The sequence below is a fragment of the Amycolatopsis sp. N2S4-7 genome (genome assembly GCF_058119595.1).
The window spans coordinates 498,876-518,474 of record NZ_CP172299.1 but is presented as its reverse complement, the minus strand read 5'-3'; the positions used below and the strand labels follow the sequence as shown (position 1 = coordinate 518,474).

Genomic DNA, 19,599 nt, shown 5'->3' with positions numbered 1-19,599 from the left:
CAGAGGGCCGGCTCGCGTACCTGGAGGGTCGGTTCGTGCACCGGCTGTTCCGGTACGCGAGCCGAGCCTGGGGGTCCGGGAGCCGACCGTCCGGTTACGGGTCAGCCGACGTAACGGCGGGCCTGGGACTCGCGCTGAGGGGCCTCCAGCAGACGCAGGCCGTGCTCGACCCGGGGTGGGACCACCCGGCGCTCGGCCAGCACCCACGGCAGGCCGCGGACCACGTCGAGCAGGGCCGCCGCCGTCGCGCTGTCGAACGGTGCCGTGCGCAGGACCTCCCGGCCGCGGCGGAAGACCGCCGGCCAGGGGCGGCGCAGCAGGAGCGTCCACAGCGTGTTGCGGATACCCAGGCGGCGGCGGTGGCGCGGGTCCCGCAGCTTCGACGGCGCGTGGTGGATCACGACGTCCTCGGCCCAGCACATCCACCAGCCGCGGGCGGCGAGGTCCAGGGCGAACAGCTCCTCCTCGCCGCCGAGCCACATCCGGGTCGAGAAGCCGCCGACCTCGCGGAACGCGCTGACGCGCACCGCGGTCAAGCCGGCCATGATGCCCAGCAGCGCCGGTCCGGGGAGCCACGAAGGCCCCGGCACCGGCGAGTCGCGCAGCTCCGGCGTGATCGGGTCCTCGGCCAGGCCGGGCTCGACCAGGCAGCGGCCGGTCACCGAGCCGAGGCCGGGGTACTCGTCGAGCAGGTCCGCGGCCCGGGTCAGCGCGCCGGGCTGCCAGCACGTGTCGTCGTCGCAGAACGCGACGTACGGGGTCGTCACCTCCTCGACGGCGACGTTCCGCGCCACCGCGCCGAGGTTCTCCCCCAGCCGGAACAGCCGGACGCCGGGGAACTCCCGGGAGACCATGTCGGCCGTGCCGTCCGCGGACGCGTTGTCCGCGACGAAGATCGGCGCGGCGTCCGGCAGGGACGTCATGTGCGCCAGGGTTTCCCGCAGCTGCTCGCGGCGGTTGCAGGTGATGATCACGACCGAGATTCGCGCCATTCGGCGGTCCTTTCCAGTGTCCGGGCCTGGTCTTCGACGTGGTCGGGCAGCACGCGTCGGGAGCCGAGCGCCCGCGGCAGCCGGGCCACCGCGCCGAGCACGGCGCCGGGCGCGGTGACGAGCGTCCGCGCGACCTCGCGGCGGCAGACGCGCGGTGGCCGGCGCAGCACGGCGATGAGCAGCCGGTTGCGCAGTTCGGCCCGGCGGCGCCACGACGACGGCGGCCGCGAGCGGGACGGGTGGTGGTGGGCGCGCAGGCGCCCGACGTAGCAGACCTCCCAGCCGCGCGCGGCCAGGTCGTAGGCGAGCAGCTGCTCCTCCGCGCCGAAGTGCAGCAGCGGGCTGAACCCGCCCACCTGCAGGTACGCGGTGCGGCGGACGATCGCCGAGCAGGCGAGGAAGCCGAGCACGAGCGGCCCCGGCGCGCCGTCCGGGTGGCCCAGCGGGCTGCTCTCCATCTCGGGCGTCACCGGGTCGTCCCGGCATTCGGGACCGACGAGGGTGCGCGCGGCGAGGAGGCCGGTCCGCGGGTGCTCGTCGAAGATCCGCTCGGCCTCGGACAACGCGCCGGACGCCCACCACGAGTCGTCGTCGCTGAAGGCGACGTACGGCGTTTCGGCGACCAGCACGCCGAGGGTGCGGGCGGCGGCGCCGAGGTTGTGCGGCAGCCGGATCACGCGCACGCCGGGGAACCGCCCGGCGACGTCGGCGGTGTCGTCCTCGGAGGCGTTGTCCAGCACCACGACCGGCGGCGGTGGGTCCAACGTGGACAGTTGCGCCAGCGTGCGGGCCAGCTCGCGGGCGCGGTCGCGGGTCGCGATGACGACGGTCGTGCGCGCGCTCACGGCCGCCCCACCAGCTCTTCGACCAGGCCGGCCAGGGAGGGCACCGGAGGGTGCACGGCGGACCGCCCGTCCGCCGACAGGCACCACTTCAGCCGGGAATCGAGCAGCGCGGCGTCCCCGGCGTCTTCGGCGGTGACGACCGGCCAGTCCAGCGCCGCGCCCTGCGCGGTCACCTTCCCGCCGCCGGCCACCGGGTCGACGGCGAGCACCGGCACCCCGGCCTTCAGCCCGAGCACCAGCCCGTGCAGCCGGGTGGTCACGATCGCGTCCATTTTGGACACCGCCGCGACGAACTGGTCGGGCGTGGCGCACCGCTCCCAGTCCTCGTGCGCCAGCCGGGTATCCAGCGGGACCCGGGCGCAGTCCAGGCCGGCGAGCCAGCCGGTCAACGCCGCGTGGACGTCGTCGTGCCGGCCGGCGTCACCGTATTCCGGCTGGTGCGGCGCGAGGACCACGCCCAGCACCGGCGTCGGTGACACCGGCGCCGCCAGGGAAAGATCCGGCTCCGCGGTGCCGTCCGCGTCGCGCGCCAGCACCCGGTGGAACCCGGTCACCGCCGGGTCGTCCGGGTCGGGCACGGACACGCCGGCCGCGATCCGGCGGCAGTCCGCGTACCGCTCGTGCAGCGAACGCACCTGCGGCCCGTGCACCGGGCCGCAGACGAACACCACGTGCGTGTAGTCCGACGGCGGCGCGTCGGGCAGGTGCCGGGCCCCGGGCCGGAAGCCCGGGCTCCACGCGACGTCGTGGTCGATGTTCGCGTCGGTCAGCGCGGTCCCGGCCGCGCGCAGGCTGAGGACGTCACCCGCGGTCGCTTCGCCGTGCAGGAAACTGGCCCATCCGGTGAGCAGAACTCGCATGCCGGGCGGGTACCCGCCTGCGCTCTCCTAAACGGGTTTGCCGGCATCGGAGGCGGGTAGCCGGATCGACATGACGGATCCGGGAGCGACCAGGCGGTTCGAGCGGGCAGTGGTGACCGGGGGCGCCGGGTTCGTCGGCGCGCACCTGTGCGCGCTGCTGCTCGAAGAGGACATCGAAGTGATCGCCGTGGACAACCTCGCGACGTCCTCGGCGGACACCCTCGCGGAGTTGCGCCGCCACGAGGGGTTCCGGTTCGTGCGCCACGACGTCACGCGGCCGATGCCGCTCGGCTGCCGGGCCGACGTCGTCTTCCACCTCGCGAGCGCCGCGTCGCCGCGCGACTACCTGGCCCTGCCGATCGAGACGCTGCGCGCCGGTTCGCACGGCACCGAGAACGCCCTCGACCTGGCGCGCCGCGACAACGCCCGGTTCGTCCTCGCCTCCACCAGCGAGGTCTACGGCGATCCGCTGGAACACCCGCAGCGCGAGGAGTACTGGGGCAACGTCAACCCGATCGGGCCGCGCAGCGTGTACGACGAAGCCAAGCGCTACGCCGAAGCCCTCACCTCCGCCTACCGCCGTGAACACGGCGTCGACACCGGCATCGCGCGGATCTTCAACACCTACGGCCCCGGCATGCGCGCCCACGACGGCCGGATGATCCCCGCTTTCCTCGACCAGGCCCTGAAAGGCGAGCCGATCACGGTGACCGGCACCGGCGAGCAGACGCGGTCCATCTGCTACGTCGAGGACACCGTCCGCGGCCTGCTCGCGCTCGCGCGGTCCGGCCACCCGGGCCCGATGAACATCGGCAATCCGTACGAGCTGACCGTCCGCCAGGTGGCGGAACGGATCAAGGGCATCACCGGCTCGTCGTCCCCGATCGCCTACATCGACGCGGTGGTCGACGACCCCCGGCGCCGCTGCCCCGACATCTCCCTCGCCCGCGACGTCCTCGGCTGGGAACCGAAGATCGACGCCGACGACGGGCTTCATCGCACTGCGGCGTGGTTCCGGCGGGCGCCGTCGCGCTGAGTAGCGACGCCCAGGGCTTTTCCCGCCCGTCGTTTATCAACGACTTCGCCGGGTAGCGCTATAGGCGAGAGCGGACCGAGGTGGGTCCGCACCGGAACGCCAGAGGCAGGTCGATGCGCATACTCGGGATCAACGCCGTCTTCCACGACCCGGCCGCGGCGCTGATCGTGGACGGGGAGATCGTCGCCGCGGCGGAGGAGGAACGCTTCAGCCGCCGCAAACACGGCAAGCAGGCCGTTCCGTTCTCCACCTGGGAACAGCCCGCCCAGGCCGCGGCCTGGTGCCTGAAGCAGGCGGGACTGTCCGCCAAGGACCTCGACGCCGTCGGCTATTCCTACGACCCCGCGCTCGTCGAACCCGGACTGGCCGGGCACGACCCCAGCGGCGAAGAGCTGCGGACCGAGTTCGCGAGACGGGCGCCGCTGTTCCTGAAATCCGCTTTGCCCGGTCTCGACCCGGGAATCGTCCGGTTCGTCCGGCACCACGTCGCGCACGCCGCGTCGGCCGCGCTCGCCGCGCCGTTCGGCGACTGCGCCGTGCTCGTCGCCGACGGCCGCGGCGAGAGCACGTCCTACCTGGCCGGTGAATACCGCGACGGCCGGTTCAAGGAGCTGGCGGCGCAACGGCTTCCGCACTCGCTCGGCCTGCTCTACGAAGACCTCACCGAGCACCTCGGCTTCGCCCGCTCCAGCGACGAGTACAAGGTGATGGCGCTCGCCTCCTACGGCACGCCGGAGTACCTCGACCAGCTCTGCGAGCACGTCCACGTCACCGGCGACGGCGGTTTCCGGGCCACCGGCGTCGACCTCGAGGCACTGGCCCCGCGGCGCAAGGAGGGCGAAGAGCTCACCGCCCGCCACGCCGATCTCGCCGCGAGTGTCCAAAGGGTTCTCGAAGACATCCTCCTGGAGCTGGCGGACTGGCTGCACGAGCGCACCGGCCAGCGGGACCTGGCGATGGCGGGCGGGATCGCGCTCAACTGCGTCGCCAACACCCGCCTGCACGCCGAGGGTCCGTTCGACCGGATCTGGGTGCAGCCCGCCGCGGGTGACGCGGGCACCGCGCTCGGCGCCGCCCTGCAGCTGGCCGCCGACGCCGGGGAACGCGGGGCACCCATGGGGGACGCGGGCCTGGGCCGCGGCTGGACCGACGAGGAGCTCGAAGAGATCCTCGAGCGGGCCAAGCTGCCGTACGAGCGCCCGGACGACCTCGCGGAGACCGTCGCCGAAGCACTGGCCCGGGACGACGTGGTGGCCTGGTTCCAGGGCCGCGCCGAGTTCGGCCCGCGGGCGCTGGGACACCGTTCGCTGCTGGCCCACCCCGGCCGCAAGGCGAACCTGGAACGGCTCAACGACGTCAAGGGCCGCGAGCAGTTCCGGCCGGTCGCGCCGATGGTCCGCGCCGAGCGCGCGGCCGGCATCTTCACCCGCGGCCCGCTGCCGAGCCCGTACATGCTCTTCGTGCACGACGTCGCGGAAGACTGGCGGGACCGCATCCCGGCCGTCACGCACGTCGACGGCACCGCCCGCGTGCAGACGGTCGAGGAACGCGAAAACCCCGTCCTGGCCCGGACGCTCGCCGCGTTCGAGCGGCGGACCGGCCTGCCGGTCGTGATCAACACCAGCCTCAACACCGCGGGCCGGCCGATGGTCGACTCGCCCCGCGACGCGCTCGAATGCTTCGGCTCGGCGCCGATCGACCTGCTCGCGCTGGGGCCGTTCGTGCTCCGGCGTCCCCGTCCGACCCACACCGGCGCGGCGTCGCCGGAGGAGAAGGAGGTGCCGTGATGGAAGACCATCTCGCCGCGTTGGCCGAAGCCGCCCGGCGGACCCGCGAATCCGCTCCCAAGATAATCGCGTGGGGACGGCACCTCGCCGGCGTGTTCGAAGCCGGCGGCAGGCTGCTCGCCTGCGGCAACGGCGGCAGCGCCGCCGAGGCCCAGCACCTGACGGGCGAGCTCGTCGGCCGGTTCCGCCACGAACGGCGGCCCCTTTCGGCGATCGCGCTGCACGCGGACACGTCCGCCACCACCGCGATCGTCAACGACTACGGCGACCACGAGGTCTTCGCCCGCCAGGTGCACGCCCACGGCCGGCCGGGCGACGTCCTGGTCTGCCTGTCCACCAGCGGCGGCAGCCAGAACGTCGTCGCCGCGGCGAAGGCCGCGCACGAACTCGGCGTGACGACGTGGGCGCTGACCGGCCCGGCCCCGAACCCCCTCGCCGCGTTGTGCGACGACGCCGTGACGGTCGAGGCGCCGACCGTCGCCACGGTGCAGGAGATGCACCTGGCGCTGGTGCACGGACTGTGCGCGGCGCTCGACGACGCGCTCGGGGTGACCGCGTGAAGCCGCTGGTCGTCCTCGGCGACACGCTGCTCGACGTCGACGCCGAGGGCACCGCCGAGCGGCTGTGCCCGGAGGCGCCGGTGCCGGTGGTCGACCTGACGGCGCGGCGCCGCCGCCCGGGCGGGGCGGGCCTGGCCGCCCTGCTGGCCGCGCGCTCCGCGGCCGAGGTCGTGCTGGTCACCCCGCTCGGGGACGACGAAGGCGGGCACGCGCTCGCCGGGCTGCTGGAACCGGACGTGACCGTGCTGCCGCTGCCGCTGCGCGGCACGACGGTGTGCAAGACGCGGGTCCGCGCGGGCGGGCAGTCGTTGCTGCGCCTGGATTCCGGCGACGGCACGGCGACCGCCGACCCGCTGCCCGCCCGGGTGCGCGAGGCCCTCGAAAGCGCCGGCGCGATCCTCGTCGCCGACTACGGCCGCGGCCTGACGCGCAACGCCGACGTCCGGCGGGTCCTGCGCGAGCTGGCCGAGCGGATCCCGGTGGTCTGGGACCCGCACCCCCGCGGTGCTCAGCCGGTGCCGGGCACCGGGCTGGTCACGCCGAACCTCGCCGAGGCGCGCGCGGTGCTCGCCGGGCACGAAGAACCGGCCGAACTCGCGAAGCTGCTGCGCGGCCACTGGCACGCCGACGCGGTCGCGGTCACCGTCGGCGCCCAGGGCGCCGTGCTCGCCGACGGCCTCGGCGAAACGAGCGTCCCGATCCCCGCCGCGGCGCGGACGCCGGGTCACACCGCGCCCGACACGTGCGGTGCGGGCGACCGGTTCGCCGCCGCCGCGACCGCGGCCCTGCTCGACGGCGCGGACGTCACCGAAGCCGTCGCGACGGCGGTCGAGGCGGCCGCCCGGTTCGTCGCCGCCGGCGGCGCCACGGCCCTGTCCACGAACGACGGCCCGGTCCCCGACCCGCAGCCGGCGACCGACGCCTTCGGTCTCGCCGAGCGCGTCCGCGCGGGCGGCGGCCGCCTGATCGCCACCGGCGGCTGCTTCGACCTGCTGCACCCCGGGCACGTGAGCCTGCTGCGGCAGGCGCGCGCCCTCGGCGACGCGCTCGTCGTCTGCCTCAACTCCGACTCCTCGGTCCGGGCCCTCAAGGGACCCGGCCGCCCCCTGGTGCGGGACCGCGACCGGGCGCGGCTGCTGACCGCGCTGTCCTTTGTGGACGCGGTCGCCGTCTTCGACGAATCCTCCCCCGCGGCCGTGCTGGAGCGGCTGCGCCCGCACGTCTGGGTGAAGGGCGGCGACTACGCGGCGGCGGACCTGCCCGAACGCGAGGTTGTCGAGCGGCACGGCGGTGAGGTCGTGCTCGTCCCGACCGTGCCCGGCTATTCGACGTCCCGGCTGGTCGCCGCCGCGGCCAGTGCCTGAAATCCCCCGGAATCCCCCGACCCGGCGAAGGAGAGCGATGCGACCCCTCGGCAACGTCCTGATCACCGGTGGCGCGTCCGGCCTCGGCGCCGCCACCGTCGACGCCGTCCGCAAGGCGGGCGGCACCCCGTACGTCCTCGACCGCGTCCGCCCCGAAGACCCGGCCGAGTACGTCGAAGCCGACCTGACCGACACCGCCGCGACCGAGCGGGCCGTGCGGGAGATCGCCGAACGCGCGGGCGGCCTGGACGGCGTCTTCACCGCCGCCGGCACCGATGCCTGCGGGCCGCTCGGCAGCGTGTCCACCGAGGACTGGGAGCGGGTGGTCAAGGTGAACCTGTTCGGCACGGCGGCCGTGATCCGCGCCGCGCTCCCCTCTCTGGAACGCTCGCACGGCAGGGTCGTCACCGTCGCGTCGACCCTGGGCATCAAGGCCGTGAGCGACGCGACCGCCTACTGCGCCTCGAAGTTCGGCGTCGTCGGGTTCACCCGCGCGCTCGCCGCCGAGCTGGCCGGCCGGGTCGGCGTCACGCTGCTGATCCCGGGCGGGATGTGGACGCACTTCTTCGACGACCGCACCGACCAGTACAAGCCGCCGCCGGACGCGAAGCTCAACCAGCCCGAGCACGTGGCGGACACCGTGGTCTTCGCGCTCCAGCAGCCGCCGGGCGCGGAAGTCCGCGAGCTGGTCGTGTGCGCCTCGGAGGAGGGGTCATGGCCGTGAGCTCCGCGGTGCTCGTGCTGCGCGCGCTCGGGATCGGCGATCTGCTGACCGCCGTCCCGGCGCTGCGCGCCCTGCGCGCGGCGTACCCGGACGACCGGCTGGTGCTCGCCGCGCCGGAGCAGCTGCGCGACCTGGTGGAGCTGATCGACGCCGTCGACGAACTGCTGCCCACCCCCCGCCTCGGGGAGCTCGAGTGGCCCGGACCGCCGCCGAGGCTCGCGGTCAACCTGCACGGCAGCGGCCCGGAGAGCCTCCACGACCTGCTGGCCGCCGACCCCGCCGAGCTGCTGACCCACCACCACCCCGACTTCCCCGACGTGCCCGGCCTCCCGTGGCGGGACGACGTGCACGAGGTCGACCGCTGGTGCCGGCTCGTCGAGTACGCCCACCTGGAGGCGGACCGCTCGGCGCTGCGGCTGGCCGCGCCACCGGGCCCGAGCCCCGCCCCGGACGCCGTCGTGGTGCACCCCGGCGCGGCTTTCCCGGCCCGGCGCTGGCCACCGGAGCGGTTCGCCGGCGTGGTGCGGGCGCTGGCCGCGGCCGGGCACCGCGTCGTGCTCACCGGCAGCCCCGGCGAACGCGACCTGGCCCGCGGCATCGCCGAGGCGGCCGGGCTCGGCGACGACGCCGTGCTCGCCGGGCGGACCGGCCTGGCGGACCTGGCCGCGCTGGTGGCCGGGGCCGCGCTCGTCGTCTGCGGCGACACCGGCGTCGGGCACCTCGCGACCGCGTTCGGCACGCCGTCGGTGCTGCTGTTCGGCCCGACCCCGCCCCGGCTGTGGGGCCCGCCGCCCGAGGCGCGCCAGCATGTGGTGCTGTGGGCGGGCAACGTCGGCGACCCCCACGGCGAACGGCCCGACGGCGGCCTGCTGCTGCTCGGCGAAAAGCGCGTGCTCGCCGCCACCCGCTCGGCGCTGGAAGCACGGGTGCCGCATGGCTGAGCACATCGGGATCGTGGGCGCGGGCTACGTCGGCCTGACGAGCGCCGCCTGCTTCGCCCGGCTGGGCCACCGGGTGACCTGCGTGGACGCCGACGAGTCCAAAGTGGACGAGCTGAGCCGTGGCGTCGTGTCGATCGCGGAACCCCGACTGGCCGAGCTGGTCGCCGAAGGCCTCGGCGACGGCACCCTGACCTTCACCACCGCCCAGGCCGAGCTGTACGGCGCCGGCCTCGTCCTGCTCTGCCTGCCGACGCCCCCCGCCGAAGACGGGCGTCCCGACCTCGGCGTCCTCGAGCAGGTCCTGCCGCAGCTCGGCCGGCTGCTCCGGCCCGGCTGCGTGGTCGTCACCAAGTCGACGGTGCCGGTCGGCACCGCGGCCCGGCTGCCGGGCCTGCTGCGGCGCGACGACCTGCCGGTGGTCGGCAACCCCGAGTTCCTCCGCGAGGGACACGCCGTCGACGACTTCCTGCACCCGGACCGGGTGGTGGTCGGCACCGATCCGCCGGATTCGGCGGCGGCGCGGCGCGTCGCGCGGCTGTACGAGCCGACCGGCGCGCCGGTCGTGGCGACCGACTCGGCCAGCGCCGAACTGGCGAAGTACGCGAGCAACGCGTTCCTGGCGGTGAAGCTGTCCTACGTGAACGTCCTCGCCGAACTGTGCGAACGGTTCGGCGCCGACGTCCGCGAGGTCTCGCGCACCATGGGCCTCGACGCGCGGATCGGCCCCGAGTTCCTCGCCCCCGGCCCCGGCTGGGGCGGCTCGTGCCTGCCGAAGGACACTTCGGCCCTGCTGCACGCGGCCGAGTCGGCGGGCGTCGACTTCGGCATCCTGCGCGACGCCGTCCGGGTCAACGACCGGCAGCGCGCCCGGGTGGTGCGGGCCGTGCGGCAGGCCGTCACGGGGGCGGCGGACGGGTCCCTCGCGAACGTCCGCATCGGCCTGCTGGGCCTGGCGTTCAAGGCGGGCACCGGCGACCTGCGCGACTCCCCGGCGCTCGCCGTGGCCGCGGACCTCGCCCGCGCGGGGGCGGAGCTCACCGCGCACGACCCCGCGGTCGGGTGCGTGCCCGGCATGGGCGCGGTCCAGGTCGTCGACGACCCGTACCTGGTGGCCAAGGACGCCGCGGCCCTGGTCGTGCTCACCGAATGGCCGGAGTTCCGCGACCTCGACTGGGCCCGGCTGGCCGCGTCGGCCGACCGGCCGATCGTCGTCGACACCCGCAACCTGCTCGACCCCGACGCGGTCGCCGAGGCCGGTTTCACCCACGTCGGCCTCGGCACGCACTCACGGAGGTAGTCATGCCCCTGCGCGTCCTCGCGCTGACCTGCACCCTCAAGCCGTCCCCGGCGAAGTCGAGCAGCGATCTCATCGCGCGGCAGCTGCTCGACCTCTTCGCCGAACGCGGGGTCACCGGCGAGGTGGTCCGCGTGGTCGACCACGACGTCCGCCCGGGGGTCGAGGCCGACATGGGCGAGGGCGACGAATGGCCCGGGATCCGGCGGAAGATCGCGGCCGCGGACATCCTCCTGATCGCCACCCCGACGTGGGTCGGCCACCTGTCGAGCGTCGCGCAGCGGGTTCTCGAACGCCTCGACGCGGAACTGTCCGAAACGGACGACGAGGGCCGGCCCGCGATGTTCGGCAAGGTCGGGGTCGCCGCGGTGGTCGGCAACGAGGACGGCGCCCACAAGATCATCGCGGACCTGTTCCAGGCCCTGAACGACGTCGGGTTCACGGTGCCCGCCCAGGGCGCCACCTACTGGAACGGCGAAGCCATGCAGGGCGGCGACTACCAGGACCTCGACGAAACGCCGAAGGCCGTGGCCTCGACCAACGCGACGCTGGTCCGCAACGCCGTCCACCTGGCGAACCTGCTCCGGTCCGAGCAGTACCCGGCTTCGTAGCTACTCCGTTCGAGTGACGTCACTGCTCCGGACGAGTGTGGCGCCCGCCACGGGGGTAACCGGGCCGGACCTTCGACCGCCAGGGGGCGCCATGCCGAACCGAATGCTGATCAGCCGCGACAGCAAGCCCATCCCGTGCGAAGAGTGCGGGCTGCCCGCTTTGCACGTGGCTCGTCTGGTGTCCGGTGACGGCACCTTGCTGGGCCAGACCATGGTGTGCACGGCCTGCCGCCGCCACCGTTCCGAACCCGACGCGGTCGCGGTGTCCTAGTTCGTCCGTGAAGGCCACGTCGAGGGGACTCGGCGCGGCCTGCACGGACGTCAGCGGTGCTCGAGCTTTTCCACCAGGTGCCGCACCGGCAGCGTCAGCGTGCCGAGCCCCAGCCGGGCCGGTACGCCGTCGTCCTCGGCGGTGACCAGACGCCGCTCGAGCTGCGACAGCAGCGTGCGGCACTCGTCGAGATCCACCGGCTCGCCCTGCACCGCCACCGACCGGACGGCGCCGGCGAGGCCGCGGATCAGGTCCGCCAGGCAGTTGCGCGCGTCCGGCCACGGGTACGCGAACGGCTCGTCCTGCCGCGCCGAGGTCGTCCGGACCGCGGCGATCAGCTGGGAGACCGGTGTCCACAGCGCGATGAGCGTCTCCAAGGGACGGTCGTGGCGGGCTCCGGAGCCGGGACGGCGGCGGCGCAGGTTCAGCACCCGCCCTTCGCGGGTCAGGCCGGCCGCGTCCTCGGCCACCAGCACCTGGCTGCGCACGTCCTGGGCCTGGGCGAGCAGGTCCTCGACGTCCTCCGGCGGCTCGTCGCGGCGCACGAGGTCGGCCGTCGTCTCCAGCAGCTCCGCCAGCGCCTTCGCAAGCCGCTGGGTGGCTGTGGCGAGGCGGTCGCCGTGCAGCGGCGGGAAGATCAGCGCGTTCACCGCGGCGCCGATCGTCGCGCCCAGCGCCGTCTCCAGCAGCCGGTCGCCCAGCAGGACGGTCTCGGTCGCGGTGCCGTACGAAATCAGCAGCATGCCGGTGACGCCGACCCAGATCCCGGCCGGGCCGAAGTGCCGCCAGTTCCCGGCCAGCAGCCCGACGAACACGACGACGCCGAGCGCGACGGCCTGCCACGGGATCAGGTGGCCGGCCACCGCGGCGAGCAGCACGCCCGCCGCCACCGCCGCGACCTGCTGGGCCCAGCCGCGCAGCGACCGGTACACCGTCACGTCCACCAGGAACACCGCCGCGTACGGCGCGAGAAACGGCTGGGGCAGCCGGAACACCAGAGTCGCCAGCAGCCACGCCCCGGTCGCCGCGAAGGTGGCCTTCGCGGCTTGGACCAGGCTCCGGCGTTCGCTGCCGGGAACCCGCAGGGCACGGGCGAACCAGCCGACCGGGGTCCGGTCGTGCTCGTCAAGCACCGGGCGGCGCCACGTGCACGAGCTTCGTCTGGGTCAGCTCGTCGAGCAGCTCGGGCCCGTAGCCGTAGCCGTTCCCGCTGCGGCCGCGGGGGTGCGCGGCACCGCCGGGGGCGCCGCCGAAGACGTTGTTGACCTTGACCGTGCCGGCCGGCAGCTCGCGCCAGGCGCGCTGGGCGTGCGCCATCGACGCCGTGAGCACGGTCGCGGCGAGCCCGTAATCGCCCTTCGCGGCTTCGGCGAGGCCTTCGTCGAAGCTCGCGACGACCTGGACCGGCGCCACCGGGCCGAACGTCTCCTCGGTCATCACCCGCAGGCCGGCCGCGCAGCCGGTGAGCACGGTGGCCGGGTAGTGCGCGCCGGGTCCGTCCGGCACCGCTCCCCCGGTCAGCAGCCGGGCGCCCCGCTCGACGGCGTCCTCGACGTGCGAGTGCACGTGGTCGCGGTGGCGCCGGTCGACCAGCGGCGCGAGGGTCCGCGCCTCGGCTTCCTTCACCAGCGCGGCGAGGAACGGCTCCGCGACGGCTTCGTGGACGTAGATCCGTTCGACGGCCACGCAGATCTGCCCCGAGTTGGCGAACGCGCCGAGCGCCGCCTGCGCGGCGGCCCACGCCGGGTCGACGTCCTCGTCGACGACGAGGGGATCGTTGCCGCCGTTCTCCAGCAGGGTCTTCGCGCCGGTCGCGGCCGCGCTCGCGGCGATCGACCGGCCGGTCGCGGTGCTGCCGACGTGGGCGATGACGTCGACGTCGTCGCGCATCGCGAGCACGGCGCCGACCCCGCCGTCACCGTGGAGGGTCTGCAGCACGCCGGCCGGGAGCACGCCGGAGAGCACTTCGCCGAGCAGTTCGCCGGTGTGCGGGGCGCGCTCGCTCGGCTTGTGAACCACGGTGTTCCCGGTGGCCAGGGCCGCGCCGAGGAGCCCGCAGGCGACCGCGACCGGGTCGTTCCACGGGGTCAGCGCCACGACGACGCCGCGCGGCTCGGGCACCATGAGGTCGGTGGCGTCGACGCCGCCGAGCAGGCTGCGCCCGCGGTGGACCGGGCCGAGTTCGGCGTACTGGTCGAGCGTTCCCGCGCCGGCGAGCACGCCTTCGCGGGCCTCGCCGCGGGGCCGTCCGGTCTCCGACTCGTTGGCCTCGGCGAGCTCGCCGGCGTGGGCACGCAGCCGTTCGGCCGCGGTGTGCAGCAACGCGCCGCGCTCGGCCGCCGGTGTCCGCGCCCACCGGGCCCGGGTCCGGTTCGCCAGGGCCAGGGCGGCGTCGATCTCGTCTTCGCCCGCGGTCGGCACACTGCCCACCACGCTGCCGTCGGCCGGGTTCCGGATTTCGATCGTCCCCGCGGTCATCCGCACCTCCTCCGTGTCGCCGGCCGGTTACCCGTGCGCGGGGCGTTCGACACGCCGTTTGAGCGGCGGCGCTCCGGGTAGCCCTCTGCGGTGACTACCGCTTCGCTCGACTACACCGTGGTGATCCCCACGACGGGCCGGGAGACGCTTCGGCCACTGCTGGAAACCCTGCTCGGCGGCGAGGGTCCGCGACCGGCGGAGATCCTCGTCGTCGACGACCGCCCGGGAAGCGGGTCCGCACTGGACGTTCCCGGCGGCGTGCGCGTGCTCCGCTCCGGCGGGCGCGGCCCGGCGGCCGCCCGCAACCTCGGCTGGCGCACGGCGAAGAGCGAATGGATCGCCTTCGTCGACGACGACGTCGTGCTCGCGCCGGACTGGCCGCGGCAGCTCGAGGCGGACCTCGCCTCGCTGCCGCCGGAAGTGGCCGCCTCCCAGGGCCGGATCACCGTCCCGCTGCCCGCGGACCGCCGTCCGAGCGACGACGAGCGCGGGACGGCGGGCCTGGAGCACGCGCGGTGGATCACCGCCGACATGGCCTACCGGCGCCGCGCGCTCGTCGAAGCGGGCGGCTTCGACGAGCGGTTCCCGCGCGCCTTCCGCGAGGACTCCGACCTCGCGCTGCGCGTCGCCGAAGCCGGGCACCGGATCGACCAGGGTGAGCGGCTGACGACGCACCCGGCCCGGCGCGCCGGGTTCTTCTACAGCCTGAAAGCCCAGCGCGGCAACGCCGACAACGCCCTGATGCGCCACAAGCACGGCGTGCTCTGGCGGCAGCGCACCGGCGCCGGCTCCGGGCGGCTCGGGCTGCACGCACTGTCCACAGTGGCCGGTCTCGCGGCGCTCGCGCTGCCTTTGCTGCGGCAGCGCGGGAAAGCCGTCCTCGCCGCCGGGGTCTGGGCCGGGCTGACGGCGGAGTTCGCCACCCGCCGGATCCTGCCGGGCCCGCGGACGCCGGGCGAGGTGGCGCGGATGGCCGTCACCAGTGCCCTCATCCCGCCCGCCGCGTGCTACCACCGGATCCGCGGCGAACTCGCGGCGCGGCGGCCCCGGCCGCCGGTCGCGGTGCTGTTCGACCGGGACGACACGCTCATCGTCGACGTCCCCTACCTGGCCGACCCGGACGCCGTCCGCCCGGTGCCCGGCGCCGTCGAGCTCGTCCGGGGCCTGCGGGACCGGGGCATCCCGGTCGGTGTGGTGAGCAACCAGTCCGGAGTCGCGAAAGGACTGATCACCCCGGACCAGCTCGCCGCGGTGAACGCCCGCGTCAAGGAGCTGTTCGGCCCGTTCGGCACGTGGCAGGTCTGCGTCCACGACGACGGTGACGGCTGCGGCTGCCGCAAACCGGCCCCCGGCATGGTGCTGCGGGCAGCCGGCGAACTCGGCGTCGACCCCGCGTCCTGCGTGGTCATCGGCGACACGGGCGCCGACGTCGACGCCGCGCTCGCCGCCGGCGCCCGCGCGGTGCTGGTGCCGACCGCGCGCACCCTCGAACCCGAGATCGCCCGCGCCCGGGAGCACGCCGCCGTCGCCCGGGACCTGTCCGAAGCGCTGCGCGTCGCCGGGGTCGCCGGATGACCCGGGTGCTCGTCGCCCGCCAGGACAACCTCGGGGACGTCCTCCTGGCCGGGCCGTGCGTCCGCGCGGTCGCCGCGCACGCGTCCCACGTCACGCTGCTGACCGGACCCCACGGCCGGGCCGCGGGCGAACTGCTGCCGGGCGTCGACGAGGTGCTCACCTGGCTGGCGCCGTGGATCGACCCCGAGCCGCCGCCGGTGACCGCGGAGGACACCGGCGAGTTCGTGGCGCGGGTGCGGGCGCGGTCGTTCGACCGGGCGCTGATCCTGACGTCGTTCCACCAGTCGCCGCTGCCGCTGGCCCTGCTGCTGCGGCAGGCCGGGGTGCCGTGGGTCGGCGCGATCTCCGAGGACTACCCGGGCAGCCTGCTCGACCTGCGCCACCGCGTCGACGGTGACCCGCCGGAGGCGGTCCGCATGCTGTCGCTCGCCGAAGCGGCGGGGTTTTCCCTGCCCCCGGACGACCACGGCGCCCTGGCCCTGCGCCGCCCGCTGCCGAACACCGCCCGGCTGACCGGCGGCGGCCCGTACGTCGTCGTCCACCCGGGCGCGTCGGTCCCCGCGCGGCAGCCGTCCACCGAGTGGAGCCACCGGATGGTCAAGGCCCTGGCCCAGGACGGGCACCGGGTTCTGGTGACGGGCGCGCCGTCGGAACGGCCGCTGACCCAGAGCGTGGCCGGCACGTCGGCGGTGAACCTCGGCGGCCGGACGTCCCTGGCGGAGCTCGCGGCGGTGCTGTCCGGAGCGCAGGTGGTGGTGGCCCCCAACACGGGCCCGGCCCACCTCGCGGCGGCGGCGGGCACGCCGGTGGTGTCGCTGTTCGCGCCGGTGGTGCCGGCCGCGAGGTGGGCGCCGTACGGGGTCCCGGTGGTGCTGCTCGGCGAGCAGCACGCACCGTGCCGCGACAGCCGGGCGCGCGTCTGCCCGGTGCCGGGCCACCCCTGTCTCGAGACGATCGACCCGGCGGAGGTCTGCCACGCGGTCGCGGAACTCAGCCAACCGGGCGTCGGCTCTGCCGCCGGGGCGGCGATGAGCTCACGGCGGTAGCCGCTACCGCCGTGAGTCAGCCACCGATCTCCTTGCTCACCCCGCTGGGCCCGTCGTAGGTCCGGTCGGGCAGGCCCCGCACGACGCTGAGGGTGTCGGAGTCGGCACCGTTCTTCTCGGCGGCACGGACGAGATCGTCGCGGTGGGCCGGATAGTCGACACCCGAGAGGTACTTCTGCAGCTCGATGGGGTTCGGCTTGCTCACGAGAGCGCTCCTTCCGTTCGAGGAACGGCGCGATTACCCCCTTCCCGGCTGAACACACCTCGGGAGGGCAGGAGTGCTCGGGCACGGGGGGAAGTGATCGCCCTGGCCCGCGCCGGTCACCTCCGGGTGGAGACGAGGGCACCGGCGGGACCGCGATGCTGTTCGCATGAGCAAATAGCTTGGTGTCGTTTCGGCCGGTCCGGGCTTAGCGTCGGGCGGTGGCGAACGAACTGACCATTCCGCTCCTGCCCTGTCCTTCCATCGACGAGATCGCGTCGTTCTACCAGATGCTCGGCTTCGAGATCACCTATCGGCAGACGCGGCCGAACCCGCACGTCGCGGTGCGGCGGGAAGACCTCAACCTGCACTTCTTCGGCATGGACGGCTACGACCCGGCGCAGTCGTACAGCACGTGCCTGGTCATCGTGGCCGACACCGGCGAGCTGTTCGAGGCGTTCGCGGCGGGGATGCGGTCCGTGCACGGAAAACTGCTCGTCTCCGGCATCCCGCGCATGACCCGGCCGCGGCTGCGCAACGACCGGTACACCGGGTTCACCGTCGTCGACCCGGGCGGCAACTGGATCCGGATCCACCAGGCCGCCAAAGAACCCGAAGCGCAGACCAAGCTCGCCAAAGCCATGGAGAACGCCGCGAGGCAGGCGGACGCGCGCGGCGACGAACACCAGGGGCTGAAGATCCTGGAAGGCGCGTTGAAGCGGGCCACCGGCGACGAACCGGAGTTTCAGGCGGTGCGGGAGTACCGCGACGAGCTCGTCGAACGGATCAAGGGGTCCGAGCCGCGTCCGGGCGCTTGAGCGCGGCCCTGGCCACCTCGGGGTCGCAGGTCGTCCGGAAGGGGGATGGGGCGGAGACCGAGTTGTCCCCCTTTCGGCGGCCGACTCGGCTTTCGCGCGGCTGCGGGAAAACGGGGGGAAATGTTTCCCTGAAACGCCGGGTTTTGCTAGCCTCGGCAGAGGAGCCGATTCATCGGGCGAATCTTCCCAAGGAGCAGGAATGGCCCAGAAGGTCCTCGTCGAGATGGTCGACGACATCGACGGCAGCACCGCCGCCCGCACCATCCCGTTCTCCCTGGACGGTGTCACCTACGAAATCGACCTTTCCGAGGACAACGCCATCGCCCTGCGCGGCGAACTGGCCCGCTTCATCAGCGCCGCGCGCCGCACGGGCGGCCGGAAGGCCCGCGCCACCACCGGCCCCACCGCCGACCGCGAACGCAACCAGCAGATCCGGGCGTGGGCCAACGCGAACGGCTACACGGTCTCCGAACGCGGCCGCCTGTCCTCCGAGGTGATCACCGCCTTCGAGCAGGCGCGGACCGCCGGGCGATAAGGCCGCGAGCGTTCTTTCCCGGTGAATGCACGACCCGCGACATAAAGAGACGCTCAGGACGGCACCGGTTGTTCGTCCGCGCTGTGCAGGTGCCGCACCGTGGCGTCCGGGTGGCGCGCCAACGGCTGCACCGGCAACGCCGGGGTATCGGCCACCCTTTCCAGGTGCCGCAGCAGGATTCCCTCCCGCAGCGCCCACGGGCAGATCTCGACGCGGCGGATCGGCGGTGAGGAACTCGCGGGTGAGCCGCCCCGTGCCGAGCGGGAGCGAGACCGCCGGCCCGGGCTCGACGTCCCGGCCGAGCACCAGCTGCATCGATCCGCCGCCGATGTCGATCAGCGGCAGCCGCCCGGCCGACCAGCCGTACCATCGGCGCGCGGCTAAGTACGTCAGCCGCGCCTCTTCCTCGCCCGAGAGGAACTGCGGGCGGATGCCCGAGCCGGCCTGGATGCGGTCGATGACCTCCTCGCGGTTCACCGCGTCCCGCACCGCCGCGGTGACGAACGGGTACAGGGGTCGGCGCCGAGCCGGCCGCCGCGTCCACCGCCCGGCCCACCGCGGCGGTCACCCGCTCGATCCCGGGCTCGCTCAGCGTCCCGTCGGGCGAGAGCTCTTCGGCGAGCAGCGTCGGCTCCTTCACCGCGTGGGCCGGCAGTGGCGGTGCCCCGGCGAACAGTCACCACCTGTAGCTGGGCGGAGTTCGACCCGCTGTCCAGCACGGCCGGTCTCATCGGGCCGGGATACTCCCCGGCGAAACTTCCGCACCCCTCGGGTTTAGCCCGCGTCGGACGTGGTAGCCGACGACGAACGCCCCGAAAGGAGAGTCCCGTGCCCGCTCCGGCGCCGCTGCCCGACGAAGCCGCTTCGCCGCGGCGTGCCGTCGTCACGGGCGCGGACTCCGGTATCGGCCGCGCGGTGGCCGTCGCCCTCGCCGGTGGCGGCCTGGACGTCGGCATCACCTACCACTCGGACGCCGACGGCGCGGAGGAAACCGCCGCCGAGGTGCGTTCGCACGGCGTGGCGGCCCACGTCCGGCGGCTCGACCTGACCGAACTGCCCGGCGCCGCCGAGGTCCTCGACGCGTTCGCCGCCGACCTCGGCGGCATCGACGTCCTGGTCAACTGCTCGGGGACGGGCAGCAGCCAGCGGGTGATGGACCTCAGTTTCGAGAAGTGGCGCGAAGTCCTCGACGTCGACCTCGACGGCGTGTTCCTCGTGTCGCAACGCGCGGCGCGGCACATGATCGACGCCGGCCGCGGCGGCCGCATCATCACCATCACCAGCGTGCACGAGCACGTCCCCCGCGTCGGCGCCGCACCCTACTGCGCGGCCAAGGCCGGTGCGGGCGCGCTCACCCAGGTGCTCGCGCTGGAGCTGGCCGAGCACGGCATCACCGTGAACTCGGTGGCACCCGGCGAGATTTCGACGCCGATGACGGGACAGACCGACGCCGACCCGCGCGAGCAGGACCGGCCCGGCATCCCGCTCGGCCGCCCCGGGCACGCCGCCGAAGTGGCGGCCGCGGTCGCGTTCCTCGCGACCCCCGCCGCCGGCTACATCACCGGCACGTCGCTCGTCGTCGACGGCGGCCTGCTCCTGATGGGTGCCCAGCACGGGACCGCCGCCCGCGGTCACGACTGGCGTTCCCCCTGAGACCAGG

The 19,599-nt window shown here is 74.4% G+C and carries 20 protein-coding genes and 1 pseudogene; 14 read left to right on the top strand and 7 right to left on the bottom strand.

Annotated elements, in window-relative coordinates; genetic code table 11:
- Window positions 1-101 precede the first annotated feature (101 nt).
- The 3 genes from ACH54P_RS02465 to ACH54P_RS02455 are packed head-to-tail and all read right to left on the bottom strand — an operon-like array spanning window position 102 to window position 2,697.
- A complete protein-coding gene (locus ACH54P_RS02465; protein ID WP_489910664.1) occupies window positions 102-992 on the bottom strand; it encodes a glycosyltransferase family 2 protein in 891 nt (296 codons plus the stop codon).
- Window positions 971-1,837 (bottom strand): glycosyltransferase family 2 protein, encoded by an 867-nt coding sequence (locus ACH54P_RS02460; RefSeq protein ID WP_489910663.1) that lies wholly within the window; start codon window positions 1,835-1,837, stop codon window positions 971-973. Before ACH54P_RS02460 ends, ACH54P_RS02465 begins: the two co-directional genes overlap by 22 nt.
- The gene (locus tag ACH54P_RS02455; protein ID WP_489910662.1) at window positions 1,834-2,697 is read right to left on the bottom strand and encodes a polysaccharide pyruvyl transferase family protein; all 864 of its coding nucleotides are present in this window, start codon (window positions 2,695-2,697) and stop codon (window positions 1,834-1,836) included. Before ACH54P_RS02455 ends, ACH54P_RS02460 begins: the two co-directional genes overlap by 4 nt.
- A gap of 70 nt (window positions 2,698-2,767) precedes the next feature.
- On the opposite strand from ACH54P_RS02455, the gene ACH54P_RS02450 reads away from it, so the two are divergent.
- From ACH54P_RS02450 to ACH54P_RS02410, 9 genes are all read left to right on the top strand, one after another.
- The gene (locus ACH54P_RS02450) at window positions 2,768-3,733 is read left to right on the top strand and encodes an NAD-dependent epimerase/dehydratase family protein (RefSeq protein ID WP_489910661.1); all 966 of its coding nucleotides are present in this window, start codon (window positions 2,768-2,770) and stop codon (window positions 3,731-3,733) included.
- A gap of 113 nt (window positions 3,734-3,846) precedes the next feature.
- Window positions 3,847-5,520: a carbamoyltransferase family protein gene (locus tag ACH54P_RS02445; protein ID WP_489910660.1), complete on the top strand. Its 1,674-nt coding sequence runs from the start codon at window positions 3,847-3,849 to the stop codon at window positions 5,518-5,520.
- Window positions 5,520-6,080, top strand: a complete 561-nt coding sequence (locus ACH54P_RS02440; protein WP_489910659.1) for a D-sedoheptulose-7-phosphate isomerase — start codon at window positions 5,520-5,522, stop codon at window positions 6,078-6,080. The genes ACH54P_RS02445 and ACH54P_RS02440 overlap by 1 nt, the downstream gene beginning before the upstream one ends.
- Window positions 6,077-7,444, top strand: coding sequence for a PfkB family carbohydrate kinase (locus ACH54P_RS02435; protein WP_489910658.1), 1,368 nt, complete (start codon window positions 6,077-6,079; stop codon window positions 7,442-7,444). Before ACH54P_RS02440 ends, ACH54P_RS02435 begins: the two co-directional genes overlap by 4 nt.
- Before the next feature lie 37 nt (window positions 7,445-7,481).
- Window positions 7,482-8,168, top strand: coding sequence for an SDR family oxidoreductase (locus tag ACH54P_RS02430; protein ID WP_489910657.1), 687 nt, complete (start codon window positions 7,482-7,484; stop codon window positions 8,166-8,168).
- Window positions 8,159-9,109 carry a glycosyltransferase family 9 protein gene (locus tag ACH54P_RS02425; RefSeq protein WP_489910656.1) on the top strand — a complete coding sequence of 317 codons (951 nt, stop codon included), beginning with the start codon at window positions 8,159-8,161 and terminating at the stop codon, window positions 9,107-9,109. The genes ACH54P_RS02430 and ACH54P_RS02425 overlap by 10 nt, the downstream gene beginning before the upstream one ends.
- Window positions 9,102-10,406: a UDP-glucose dehydrogenase family protein gene (locus ACH54P_RS02420; RefSeq protein WP_489910655.1), complete on the top strand. Its 1,305-nt coding sequence runs from the start codon at window positions 9,102-9,104 to the stop codon at window positions 10,404-10,406. Before ACH54P_RS02425 ends, ACH54P_RS02420 begins: the two co-directional genes overlap by 8 nt.
- A 2-nt stretch (window positions 10,407-10,408) precedes the next feature.
- Window positions 10,409-11,014 carry a flavodoxin family protein gene (locus tag ACH54P_RS02415; protein WP_489910654.1) on the top strand — a complete coding sequence of 202 codons (606 nt, stop codon included), beginning with the start codon at window positions 10,409-10,411 and terminating at the stop codon, window positions 11,012-11,014.
- A gap of 91 nt (window positions 11,015-11,105) precedes the next feature.
- The gene (locus ACH54P_RS02410) at window positions 11,106-11,285 is read left to right on the top strand and encodes a hypothetical protein (RefSeq protein ID WP_489910653.1); all 180 of its coding nucleotides are present in this window, start codon (window positions 11,106-11,108) and stop codon (window positions 11,283-11,285) included.
- Between the two features lie 50 nt (window positions 11,286-11,335).
- On the opposite strand, the gene ACH54P_RS02405 is transcribed toward ACH54P_RS02410, so the two are convergent.
- Together ACH54P_RS02405 and ACH54P_RS02400 are read right to left on the bottom strand one after the other, a co-directional pair.
- On the bottom strand, window positions 11,336-12,418 hold the full coding sequence (locus ACH54P_RS02405; RefSeq protein ID WP_489910652.1) for an FUSC family protein: 1,083 nt from the start codon (window positions 12,416-12,418) through the stop codon (window positions 11,336-11,338).
- A complete protein-coding gene (locus ACH54P_RS02400) occupies window positions 12,411-13,763 on the bottom strand; it encodes an aldehyde dehydrogenase family protein (RefSeq protein WP_489910651.1) in 1,353 nt (450 codons plus the stop codon). Before ACH54P_RS02400 ends, ACH54P_RS02405 begins: the two co-directional genes overlap by 8 nt.
- Before the next feature lie 90 nt (window positions 13,764-13,853).
- Between ACH54P_RS02400 and ACH54P_RS02395 the strand changes: the two genes are divergently transcribed.
- Both ACH54P_RS02395 and ACH54P_RS02390 read left to right on the top strand, forming a co-directional pair.
- Window positions 13,854-15,338, top strand: coding sequence for an HAD-IIIA family hydrolase (locus ACH54P_RS02395; RefSeq protein WP_489910650.1), 1,485 nt, complete (start codon window positions 13,854-13,856; stop codon window positions 15,336-15,338).
- Window positions 15,335-16,384, top strand: coding sequence for a glycosyltransferase family 9 protein (locus tag ACH54P_RS02390; protein WP_489910649.1), 1,050 nt, complete (start codon window positions 15,335-15,337; stop codon window positions 16,382-16,384). The genes ACH54P_RS02395 and ACH54P_RS02390 overlap by 4 nt, the downstream gene beginning before the upstream one ends.
- A 16-nt stretch (window positions 16,385-16,400) precedes the next feature.
- On the opposite strand, the gene ACH54P_RS02385 is transcribed toward ACH54P_RS02390, so the two are convergent.
- Window positions 16,401-16,589: a DUF2795 domain-containing protein gene (locus ACH54P_RS02385; protein WP_489910648.1), complete on the bottom strand. Its 189-nt coding sequence runs from the start codon at window positions 16,587-16,589 to the stop codon at window positions 16,401-16,403.
- A gap of 218 nt (window positions 16,590-16,807) precedes the next feature.
- Between ACH54P_RS02385 and ACH54P_RS02380 the strand changes: the two genes are divergently transcribed.
- Together ACH54P_RS02380 and ACH54P_RS02375 are read left to right on the top strand one after the other, a co-directional pair.
- Entirely contained in the window at window positions 16,808-17,404 is a 597-nt protein-coding gene (locus ACH54P_RS02380) for a DUF8817 family protein (protein ID WP_489910647.1), read from the top strand.
- 199 nt (window positions 17,405-17,603) lie between these two features.
- The gene (locus tag ACH54P_RS02375) at window positions 17,604-17,939 is read left to right on the top strand and encodes a histone-like nucleoid-structuring protein Lsr2 (protein ID WP_489910646.1); all 336 of its coding nucleotides are present in this window, start codon (window positions 17,604-17,606) and stop codon (window positions 17,937-17,939) included.
- Window positions 17,940-18,161: 222 nt separating this feature from the next.
- On the opposite strand, the pseudogene ACH54P_RS02370 reads toward ACH54P_RS02375, so the two are convergent.
- Window positions 18,162-18,428: pseudogene (locus ACH54P_RS02370) on the bottom strand (Ppx/GppA phosphatase family protein); the annotation flags it as partial.
- A 339-nt stretch (window positions 18,429-18,767) separates the two neighbouring features.
- Here ACH54P_RS02370 and ACH54P_RS02365 point away from each other — a divergent pair.
- A complete protein-coding gene (locus ACH54P_RS02365; RefSeq protein ID WP_489910645.1) occupies window positions 18,768-19,592 on the top strand; it encodes an SDR family oxidoreductase in 825 nt (274 codons plus the stop codon).
- Window positions 19,593-19,599 lie beyond the last annotated feature (7 nt).